Annotated in this window: 8 protein-coding genes and 1 pseudogene; all 9 read right to left on the reverse strand. The window is 31.0% G+C overall.

Going from position 1 to position 11,674, the window contains the following annotated elements:
* A partial coding sequence (locus tag FYJ26_RS10495) for a class I SAM-dependent methyltransferase (RefSeq protein WP_154542168.1) occupies nucleotides 1-3,340 on the reverse strand: 3,340 nt, incomplete at its 3' end.
* Nucleotides 3,327-4,292: a DNA cytosine methyltransferase gene (locus tag FYJ26_RS10500; protein ID WP_154542170.1), complete on the reverse strand. Its 966-nt coding sequence runs from the start codon at nucleotides 4,290-4,292 to the stop codon at nucleotides 3,327-3,329. The genes FYJ26_RS10500 and FYJ26_RS10495, both read right to left, overlap by 14 nt.
* Entirely contained in the window at nucleotides 4,285-6,006 is a 1,722-nt protein-coding gene (locus FYJ26_RS10505; RefSeq protein WP_154542172.1) for a DNA topoisomerase 3, read from the reverse strand. The genes FYJ26_RS10500 and FYJ26_RS10505 overlap by 8 nt, the downstream gene beginning before the upstream one ends.
* Nucleotides 6,007-6,098: 92 nt before the next feature.
* Nucleotides 6,099-7,082 (reverse strand): nucleotidyl transferase AbiEii/AbiGii toxin family protein, encoded by a 984-nt coding sequence (locus FYJ26_RS10510; RefSeq protein ID WP_154542174.1) that lies wholly within the window; start codon nucleotides 7,080-7,082, stop codon nucleotides 6,099-6,101.
* Entirely contained in the window at nucleotides 7,075-7,686 is a 612-nt protein-coding gene (locus FYJ26_RS10515; protein ID WP_154542176.1) for a DUF6088 family protein, read from the reverse strand. The genes FYJ26_RS10510 and FYJ26_RS10515 overlap by 8 nt, the downstream gene beginning before the upstream one ends.
* A 73-nt stretch (nucleotides 7,687-7,759) precedes the next feature.
* Nucleotides 7,760-8,620, reverse strand: coding sequence for a CD1107 family mobile element protein (locus tag FYJ26_RS10520; RefSeq protein ID WP_154542178.1), 861 nt, complete (start codon nucleotides 8,618-8,620; stop codon nucleotides 7,760-7,762).
* 14 nt (nucleotides 8,621-8,634) lie between these two features.
* A complete protein-coding gene (locus FYJ26_RS10525; protein WP_154542180.1) occupies nucleotides 8,635-10,218 on the reverse strand; it encodes a stalk domain-containing protein in 1,584 nt (527 codons plus the stop codon).
* Nucleotides 10,205-10,444 carry a hypothetical protein gene (locus FYJ26_RS10530; protein ID WP_264441190.1) on the reverse strand — a complete coding sequence of 80 codons (240 nt, stop codon included), beginning with the start codon at nucleotides 10,442-10,444 and terminating at the stop codon, nucleotides 10,205-10,207. The genes FYJ26_RS10525 and FYJ26_RS10530 overlap by 14 nt, the downstream gene beginning before the upstream one ends.
* Nucleotides 10,445-10,458: 14 nt before the next feature.
* Nucleotides 10,459-11,562: pseudogene (locus FYJ26_RS10535) on the reverse strand (C40 family peptidase); the annotation flags it as partial.
* Nucleotides 11,563-11,674: the final 112 nt, after the last annotated feature.

Raw genomic sequence — 11,674 nt, forward strand, 5'->3', positions numbered from 1 at the left:
TTGCTGGAAGACTTAATTCTTCATCTTCCAATAGTTCAACCTCTTCATATTTTGAATTTGAAGATATTTCCTTACTTGCAAGATCCATTAAATCTTTTAGATTTTCGTCCTCTTTTTCATCACAAGTAATTGTATTTCCAAATCTTCCAGACACTTCTTTCATATCACCTAATACCATTTGAGGATTATCTACAAAATATTTATTATAAGTCAAACCCTTTTTATCAGTTGCTAGGTGTATCCAATCGTCATCTCTTTCAATAACTGAATCTCTCTTTTTTAAGAAAATAATATCTGAAGTAACTTCAGTACCAGCAAGTCCTTTAAATGTTGTATTAGGAAGCCTCATAGCTCCTAAAAACTCACATCTTGCATTAATATATTTTCTAACAGATTCATCTTTTTTATCCATAGTTCCAGATGATGTTATGAAGGCAATAATTCCTCCATTCCTAACCTTATCTATTGACTTTGCAAAAAAATAATCGTGAATCAGAAAGTTATTTCTGTTATATTCACGATCGTTAACTTTAAAATCTCCAAAGGGAACATTTCCTATAACTAAATCGAAAAAGTTATTTGAGAAGTTTGTTTCTTCAAAGCCTTTAATTTGAATATTAGCTTCAGTATAAAGCTCTCTTGCTATTCTTCCGCTTAGACTATCTTTTTCTACTCCATATACTTTAGAGCCTTGTATTTCACTTGGCATATTACCAATAAAATTACCGACCCCTGCAGACGGTTCAAGGATATTTCCAGTCTTAAATCCCATATCTGTTAGAGTCTTATATATTCCATCCATTACCTCTCTAGGTGTATAAAACGATGTTAAAGTAGACTCTTTAGCATTCAAATATTCATCATTTGTTAAATTTTCTTTTAAAATATTTCTTGCTTCTAGCCATTGCCCTCCTTTTTCTTCATCAAAGACATCGGCAAGACCTCCCCAGCCCAGATAATCAGCAAGATAGGCTTGTTCATACTCTCTTGGACTCCTATTTTCATTTTCAAGTCTTTTGAGCATTTTAATAGCTTTGATATTTTTATCTAGCTTTTCTGATGGTGTTAGGTATTCAGAGTAAATATGATTTTTCAAATCATAATTTCTAGCAAAGCTTAGCCTTTCCTTATTAGGTTCATAGCCTAAATTCTTTAAATCTTCTTTACCCCTCAATAAGTTTTCGGCTGCTTCCCTAGGCACATTGTATCTATCCATCATTTGGTCAATTTCGGGATTGTGGTTATCAATAAAGCTTTCTTGCTCTACTTGTCTTTCAATTTGTTTTTCATGCTCAGGTAATTTGTATATCTCATAATTTCCACTATCTAAAAGGTCATCAATTTTTCTACTCTCTTCAAATGTTTCACCCTTATATAAAGGAAATTCTTCCCCATTAATTTCTACTTTAGTTTCTGTTTCAATTAAGTTAATTCCATCAAAGACATTCTCATCTTCTAAAATAAATTCCTTTCCAACTTTTACTGCTAGTTTTTCTGATGTTTGACTTAGATTTTCAAAGATTTCTTCAAGGTATGAATCGTTTCTATATGGAATTACTTCCGAACCCCTAATCATACCTCCCATATATTCCATATTGTCTCTGATAGTGACAGTTTTAAGTCCTCCACTTAGTTCATCAAAATCTGTAATTGTAAAGTCCTTATCTTTATATCTAACTTGATCACCTATCTTAAATTTAGGTTCTATCTTTTCCTTAACTTCTTCTTGTAATGATTTTTCCTCACTTAGTGCAACTTGTTCTTCTAAATATGAAAATTCACGCTCATTTACTTCTTCTCCATCACCAAGGTCAATCCTATAATGTTCGACAACTTCGCCGTCTACATAGTGGTCAAAATAGAATTTGAAATATCCGATATAATCATCAGTCATTTCTCCAAATTCATTTTCTCCAAGAGTTTGATTATGATCTTTAACATCTATATCTTTTTGTCTTAGGATATTGATTAAGTCTTTAGTTACTATCTGCCCACTATAATCGGGAACTAATTCGTGGTTTTCATTAAATTCTACAATCCAATAGTCTTTTCTTTTTTCAACGTTTTTCTCATCAAAAAAAGAAGCTTCATCAGCTTCCTTTTCTTGGCTTATTTCATTTTCTAAGCTTCCACGTATTCCTTGATTGCCATCTTCTTCACTGTTGCCATCAAGTTGTTCATCTGTCCTTGGTATTGTTCTGGATTCTCTCTCATCATCTTCTCTGTCAATCCTTGTGATTTCATCATCTTGACTTTTTCTCTCTTGATAAAGTCCACTGCCTGATTCTGAATTTCCTTCAGATGGTTCAATAGTGTTTTCTCCTCGTACATTTCCTGAAGTTTCTTCCAGTTCTCCATGTCCTCGCTCCCTACCAGGTAAGACAGTCTTAGAACTGCGTATGTTGGATTCGGAAATCTCTCCATAAATTTCAGATCCTTCTCCATCATGTCCAAGGTTTTCTCTTCGATCTTCATCGCTATTTCTTCTGTCGCTTCCATCTGTGAAAACTCGTCCATCTCTACTTCTTGACCTATCATCTCGTCTATATAAATCATCTTGACCTCCTCTATCTTCATTTATATTTTCTATATCTCTATTATAGTCGGCAGCGTCCCTTTCTGTCAGCAGCCTAGCACGATCCATTTCCTTAGATTTTTCTATTGTGCTATCTATAATATCTTCGCTAACCCTTGATATTACAAGACCTATCTGTTCTAAAGAAATTGTATTAATCCTAGAAAAATTGTTTTTTAAATTTTCCATATCTATAGGGTAGACTGTATTAAACCTATTAGCTACCGCATAGGATATTGAGTCCCTCATAAACTTTTCAAAACTCAGTCTATCCTCTATATCTATTCTCAAATCAGCAAGAGCCAAGTTAATGTATTCATCTCCATAAATTCGACTTAAAGAAAATATATTTTCATTAAGTGAATCACTGGCTTCAAATGAAGAAGCATTTATTATTTCTTTTAAAGCCTCCTTATGATTTTCGTGATCAAACTGCCATAAGCTAACCTCATTAATATTCCTATCTATTGATGTGGTCTGACTAATATCAAAGATGTATGAAATTCTTTGATTTATATCACTTCCAACTAAAATTGGAATACCCTTTTGACCTCTCATAACAACTCGACCAAAATATTTTTTCCACATATCAAAAGTCGCACAAGCTCTAGCTTCAGGTTCTTTGTTGTATATACTCAATTGGCTAGAAAAATCATATTTCTGATTATTGCCTATAACTTTTAAGAGTTTTAAATATTCTTTTTCATCTTGTAACACTTCATACTTTATTGCTTCTTGTATATTCTTAAAATCATTTACTTGCATTTCCTACCTCCATTCTATGAATTTCTTTTATAATAGCTATTAAAACATCAATCACAATAGAATTGCCGGCCTGTTTATATAGCTTGCTTGAAGTACAATTTTTTCTTCTTGGATGTGCTTCTTCTAGTTTGTTAATATCACTGTCATCAAAACCCATGAGTCTTAGGCATTCTCTTTCTGTTAAATACCTATACTGACCATTTCCAATATCTATTATTCCAGAATTTGGTACTCTCATTTGTTTTGTAGAAATAGTATAAGAAAAATCTTTAATCACTTTGAGTCGCCCTCTAAAACTATTATCTATGCCTTTATTTAAAAATTTCAGCATATAAGGTTGGGTCATTGTATAAAGTTCACTTACATCCTTTTCTAAAAATTCACTTAGTGGTCTTGTTTTTTTCCTCTCCAATTTATTAAAAGAAAAGTTATTTGCTCCAAGACATGAAACAACAAATATCCTTTCTCTTTTTTGAGGTATCCCAAAGTCCATTGCATTTAAGATTTCATACTTGCTTTCATATCCTAGGATCTCTAAATCTTTTAGATAAATAAAAAAGGAGTCCCTCATATTTCTATCAAGGACTCCCTTTACATTCTCCCAAATTATCCATTTAGGCTTTTCTTTCATTTCTTTAATTATTCTAATTGTTTCAAATAGTAAGCTTGATCTAGTGCCTGAATTCTTTACTCCTCCTTGCTTTTTTCCTATTCTTGAAAAGTCTTGGCAAGGACTTCCATGCATTATTAAGTCTATCTTCTCATTAGGAGCTTTATATCCTACTACTGATTTTGGCTTATAACTCTCTCCATAAAGTGCGTTGTATGATTTAACACAAGCCTTATCTATTTCTACATAATCAACAACTTCATAAGGTATCTTTAAATTAATAAAAGCCTTTCTAATAGCACCTATGCCACCGAAAAGCTCTAATATTTTCACCTTATTCATTTAGATTATTCTTGTACCTATCTACAAGCTCCCTTATACTATCTTCTATTTCTCTTAAAAAGTCTTCTTTATCTACTTCGCCAGAGCTAATCTTTGCAAGTTTCATTTCCCATTTAGATGTTGTTTCTGCTGATTTAAACTTATCCTCTACAATCGATACAAGTCTATTGCCTTTTTCTGTTACAAGTAGATTTTTCTTATCTCTTCTCATAAGGTCCTTATGGATAAGATTTTCAATAATTCCTGCTCTTGTAGCTGGTGTTCCTAAGCCTTTTCTCTCTACTTCTATGTCTTTATCCAAAGACTCCACTCCTGCATTCTCCATAGCCTTTAAAAGTGTATCTTCATTATAATGACTTGGAGCTTTTGTAAATTTTTCCGATATATTTTTAGAAGTTAGATTAATTTTATCTCCAGTCTTTACATCTGGTAATTCATTTTCTTGTTTTTCCTTTCCATAGGTCTTTAGATATTTTGTATAACCTTCATCTATTACAGTTTTGCCACTTGCATTAAAGTTAAATTTATCATATTCATATCTGATTTTTCTACTAGATTCCTTTAAGTTATCCGAACATGAAGCAAGTAGTTTATCCTTAATTAGATTATAGACTTTGCTTTCTTTGTCTGATAAATCTTTGGCTTTTCCAATACCTGATATAGTAGGAATAATTGCATAGTGGTCTGTAACCTTAGATGAATTAAAAATAGACTTAAAGTTTGATTCGTTGATTTTTAAATCTTCTTCAAGTCCTTCTAATAATTCTTTTATAGTATTAACCATATCATCGGTTAAATACCTGCTATCTGTTCTTGGATATGTGATTAGCTTTTTTTCATACAAACCTTGTGCCAGATTTAAAGTATCATTTGCTGAATATCCAAAATATTTATTTGCTTCTCTTTGTAAGGTAGTGAGATCATAAGGCTTATCTGGTTTTGTGCTTATTTCTTTATCTTCTACCTCTGTAATAACTATTTCATCTTCTAGTAGATTTAATAGTTGTTCAGCAACTTCAATTTTATCAATCCTATCTGATACAAGTTTCAATCCTTTATAAGATAGGTCAACTGTATAATATTTTTGCTTCTTAAATAGGTTTATTTCGCTATCCCTTTTAGCTATTAAATATAGAGTTGGTGTTTGTACTCTACCAACTGAATATGTTTCCTTGTAAATGCAAGAATAAAGCCTACTTAAATTCATTCCTACCAGCCAATCCGCAATTGCTCTTGCACTTGCTGATCTATATAAGTCTTCAAAATTTTCTCCGTCTTTAAGATTTCTAAAGCCATCTTCAATAGCTTTGTTTTCCATTGAAGATATCCAAAGTCTTTGAATTTTCTTCTTACATTTAGCTTGATTATATACAAGCCTAAAAATAAGTTCTCCCTCTCTTCCAGCATCACAAGCATTTATAACTGTGTCGATGTTCTTATCGTTTAAAAGTTTCTTTAATACTCCATATTGTTTCTTAGTGCTTTTAGATACTTCATAAATATATTCTTCTGGAATTATAGGAAGATTTTCTATTGTCCATTTCTTCCATTTTTCGTCGTGTCTTTCTGGACTTGCCATTTGAATTAAATGACCGACACACCAAGAAACAATGTATCCATTCCCCTCATAATATCCGTTTTTTCTTGTTCTTGCTCCAATTACTTTTGCAATCATAACTGCTACACTTGGTTTTTCTGCTATTACTAACTTCATTAATACCTCCATAAATAAAAAAAGAGCGAAAGATTTCTCTCTCGCTCAAAGTATTTCTCCTGAATATCATATTATTTTCGGGAGAATTCTACTTACTTATTAATTTCTTTTTCTAGTTCTTTAAGAACTTTTATAATCTCTTCAAAGTTTGGATAGTCTCCATAAATCATTTCTGCCATAGCCTTATAATCTTTTTCTATTTCAGAAAATCGGTACTCTCTTGGGACTAACCTTAGTCTACCATTTAATGCTTCTTCATACTTTGCCCACTTTCTAGGATAAAATTTCACTTTAAATTCAGTCACTTTTTTTAATAACTCTTTATCCTCTAAGGCTTTGTTTTTATAATCTGATTTTGCTATTTTATATAGGTCATAAAAGTGTCTTGCATACCTACGTGGCATAGAAGAAGATTCTGGTCTATTCGCTTCGTGATGTAAAATTGTTGCTTTTTCCCAAAAAGTTCTCTCTGCTGAGACTGTTCTTATATTAGTTTTTTCTTTAAATACATTTGGGTAGGCTTCGCTAATTATCGGTAAAACTTCAACATCAATTGCAGGTGTCCATGCTGCAAGGCTTCCTATTTCAAGCCTTATATTTTGTGTTAAATAATTAGATTCAAAGATTTTAGGATATTTACATAGAATCGTTTGTGGATCAAGAGTATCAATCATAAATTCAAAGTCCATGTCCTTTAAATCTTCTTCTAAAACTTTTATAAATTCATCTCTTAAAAATGCTTCTGTCTTTTCATTAACTTCTTTGTTGAATTTATCTTGCTTGGTATTTGATCTTTCTAACCATGGTTCTTTTTCTTCATATCCTAATACTCGCCAGTCTAAGATTAGATCTATATCTTCTGAAAATCTTTCTATAAGTCCAAAACACTTTGACAGTGATGTGCCACCCTTAAAGGTAAAATATTCTTTCCATTTATTTTCATTAAATAGATAGTCTAAGATAAAAGTAACCCAATAGTCTTTTTCAATGACTGCTTCAGATATATTTCTCTTTCTAGCTGTATTTACCATTAAAACTCTTAAGTCTTCTTTGTTTTCTATATAAAACTTATTCATTTTTGCCCTCACAAATTTCCCTTATTACTTCATATATCCATGCAGGAACTGATTTTGATTCGTTCATTAAATCTGTTCTTTCTTCTTGAGTTAAATTTTCTCTTATCTTTTGCATAACTTGGGCATTGATATTTTCTTTCCCTAAAGACTTAATTGCTTGAATAACTGTTGCTGTCTTTAAGGACATATTAGCAATCTCTCCTGAATTTACTTTTTTAAATTCTAAAATTGTATCTCCAATTTTATATTCTTTATATCTTCCACTAGATATATATTTATAGTGAGTTGGAACTTGTGTTGAAAGTCCTAATAAGTTTAAGGCTGTGCTATTATATGGTGCAATATTCCAATTGTATTTTCTTGCTATAGCAAGTGCCAACTCGTGAATTGATACTGCTTCGTACTCTCCAATTAATTCACTATATCTTGGATTGTAATAAAAGCCATCAATGACACGCTTAATTTTTCTTTCATTAACCATTCTATTCAATGTCTTTCTAGCAGTTTCATAAGAAGCAATATCTAAAAAGTCATTAGCAAAAAATACTTTATGTGAGTCAAAATCATTTATTTTATCTGATATTTTTTCTGTATATGAACTCATTACAATCCTCCTTTGTCCCAAATATCATATCATATCTGGGACAAAAGTTCAATTGTACTTAAATTTAATATTCTTATAATAGTTCATCATCTTCATCTAGAGATTCTTCATGACTTTCTTCATTGTCAGACTCATCTTCTGACTCACTAATATAATCCTCATCATCTTCTTCAAAGTCTTCCAACATTCTATCTTCTTTTGCTTTAACTACCTTAAAATAGTATCCTGCTCCTATTACTCCTCCAATTACAATTGCAACAATTAGAAATGAACCTATTCCACTTTTCTTTTCTTCTTTTACTGGAACAGTCTTAGGTTCTTCTTTTTTTACTTCTTCTTTCTTAGGCTCTTCAACCTTTATAGTATTTTTATCTTCTGATTCAATCATATTAAGTAGGTCTTGCTCTCCTACTTCTGTCAATAGCCTTACATTATCTTGATTTGATGAGTGATCCACTATTAGGTGCATAGTTTTTCCACTTTTAGTTTGAAATGTTAAAAATTGTCTTACATCTACTGGATTTTCTTTATCTTTTTCTGTATCTCCACTTGGTATAATATCTTTTCCATTCCTATCTACATTTTCAATTACTGAACCTCTTGCCTTATTTTCTTGTGTCGCAAGACTATTTACTGCCTTTGTATTACCACCTTTTACAAGTGGTGTTTTCTTTGGAGGATTATTTGAAGGCTTATTTGCTTCACTTGTATTTCCTGGTATTCTTGGAACATCTTGATAAGGAATTTCTTCTTTTGATGGTGTAAAAACATCATCTTTAAACATTTTTTCAAATTCTTCTTTTTGTGGTTCATAGATTGATTCGTTTTGACTTTCTATTTGCCCTTCATTTGTCATAGCAAATGTAGTTGCTGGTACTGTAAATGTAAAAAGGAGTAACGCTATGGCTACTCCTCGTTTAATACTCTTATTCATTTTTCTATCCTTTCTTATTTTACATTTTTAAATACATAGACTGCTTTTCTAGCATTGTCCCATTCTATTGTTTGGTTTTTGCCATCTTTAATATCTCCATGACTTGCTCCAAAAGCTTTAGCAATATTTGAAATTGAAGCATGAATTCTTCCATTTATAATCACTGGCTTAACATCTGAATTGTAGACCTTTCCATCCGAATCTTTCATAACACCAGTATCAATATTTAGTCTTAACGTCTTTTTAGCTAGGATATTATTCTCTTTATTTGAGAAAATAGCTTCACGAGTAGAGTTGTCATACTCAACATTAAAACCTAGAGTATAAGCAATATATCTTACTGGGATCATAGTTCTTCCTTGATCCACATAAGTTTTTACATCCATGTATACTGTTGTCTTACCATCTTTATTGATAATGTTATAAAAGTTTTTATCTACTTGGAAAACTGCAAATTCTTTTTCATCTTTAACTTGTTTTTTGGATTGTTGTTCAGCTTGTTTTTTCATCTTGTTAAGATCAAATTGATTTAGGATATTCTTGTCATCAGCTTTCAAAATTTCGTCCCACTTCTTATCTTGAGATTTCTTATCTTCTTTCTTCTCTTTATTTTCTTTTTGAAGTTTTAGAAGTTCATCTAATTTCTTAGATAAGTCTTGATTTAGATTTTTATCTTTTTCATCTTTAGCTTGTTTTTCAAGTTCTTCTTTTGCTTTTTTATTTGCTTCCTCGATTAACTTCTTTGCTTCTTCAATTTTCTTATCTAATTCTTCTTTTAGCTTTTTAATTTCTTCTTCAGAAGCTTTTTGTTTTTCTTCTAGCCTTTTAATTTTCTCCTCTAATTCTTTTTTAGTATTTTCAGAAGATTCTTTTAAACTATCAATAGTCTTTTGAAGCTCTTCAATTTTCTTACAGCATTCTGACTTAGAATTTTCTGTCTCTTTCTTTTTAGACTCGAGGTCTTTTATCTTAGTATCTTTTTCATCAATAGCTTTTTCTAAGTCTTTAATTCTATTGTCTTTATCCTCAATTTCTTTATTTTTCTTTGCAAGTTCTTCTTCTAAAGACTCAAACTTTTCTTGCATTTCTGTGATTTTATTTTCGTTTTTATCAGCCTTTTCTTTCTCAGCTTCTAACTCCCATTTTGTAGATGAATAATCTTCTTTTAGTTTTGCATTTTCATCTTGTAATCTTTTTAATTCATCTTTAAGCTGAGTAATTTCTGCTATTAGTTCATCATTATTAGAATTTTTAAGATCCTCAATTTCTTTATTCAATTGAGCAATCTTATTGTCTTTATCTCTAATCTCTTCTTCAAGCTTAGCTTTTTCTTGTTTTAGTTTCTCTCCATTATCTTTGCAAGATTCTAACTTTTCCTTTAATTCATCTATCTTTGATTGGTCTTCTTGTTTCTTATCATTTAAGTCTTTGATTTGATTTTCTAAATCATTAATATTACTTATAGAACTTTCTATCACTTTTTTACTACCATCTGTATCATCTGCTTTAGCTAGTACATTAGTAGTTGAAGTTGATGTTAAAACTAATAAAAGAGCCATAAAAAAGGCTCTTAGTCTGTTCGAATTAAATTTCTTCATTATGAATGTTCTCCTTTTCTTTTAATTTTTCTTCTCTTTTTCTGTCATTAATTTTCTCTATTAATTCTTCCAAGCTAATATTGTTTCTCCTAAGAGTTACAATTATTTCTTCATTTTCAACTTGTATTTCTTCATCACAAATTTCCTTGTATTTTGCATTTAAATCTTTTAACTTCTCTTCTATTTTTTTCTTTTTGTTTCTAATACTTATAAGCTTCCTGTTCACATAATATCTCCCTTCTATCTTGGTCTTCCAAAACCATAAAAGTGTGATTTCCAATATTTTGAATTTATTGATGTGTATTGAATTGGATCTCCTGCGTGAATCATCATTCCGTTACCTGCATATATTCCTACATGAGATATTGGTGTTCCACTGTTATATGTTGAGTGGAAAAATATAATATCTCCAGGTTGAGCTTCACTTGGACTTACTGGATTACAATAGTCTTTGTATATTCTCCATGCAGTTGTTCTTGGCATTCTCTTTACACCAGACTTAGTAAATGACCAACATACAAAACCTGAGCAGTCAAAGTTAGATGGTCCACTTGCTCCAAACACATATCTTTTGCCTATATGTTTTTCTGCTTCATTAAAAAGAGCCTTGGCAGTAGCTGAATCAAAAGCAAGACCAGGATTTCCAAAGTTTGGATTGTCTACTATTTCTCCTAAGTCCCCATTACCTGATCCAAAAACATCTCCCATATTTCCCTTAGCTTCAAGAAGAGCTTCATAATGAACTACATTATCTGGATAATCTTTAAATATTTCCCTAACAACTTCATCCATTTCTTTTTTCTTTAAAGTTACAATTAACTTTTTATATTCGTACTCTTCTTTTTCATAGCTAGTATAAGGATTGCCACGACTATCATATCTAGTTCTTGCTACTGTTCTTGTTCTAATTTCAATTTCTTCCTTAAAATCAAGCTTATATATCTTATCGAAAAGTTCTTTTAAAATTCCTTTTACTTCAGATGCTGATTTTACTTCTCCATATCTTGAAGTTATATAGGACAAAAGTTCATGTGTATTATGACCAATTTCTCCTTCTTTGTTTATGATATATTCGTCATATCCAGGGTGACTTGTTTTTACACTTTCGATTTGTGATTGTAGGTCATATTCCATTGATGAAAATTCTTGATTAACTTCACTTAGAATTGTATCTTGTGATAGGTATGTTGTTGTCATTACTGAGTTTACTGAGTTACTTAGTCCACTCATACCAACACTTCCACCACCAATCATGATTGATATCATAAGACCTAGTCCTATTACTAGAAATAAAACCATCTTGCTTTTTCTAACTATTATCTCTTTAGAGAGACTGTGTAAAGTTTTGTGTATAGAAACCTCCTGATTAGGGTAAAGAAAAACTAACCAGGAGGAATTTTTATGCCAAGAAAAAGACCGGAAACAAGAAGAAGTAAAATAGCAAAAATGTTAATTG

Origin of the sequence: Anaerococcus porci (assembly GCF_009696575.1) — a bacterium.
GTDB lineage: Bacteria > Bacillota > Clostridia > Tissierellales > Peptoniphilaceae > Anaerococcus > Anaerococcus porci.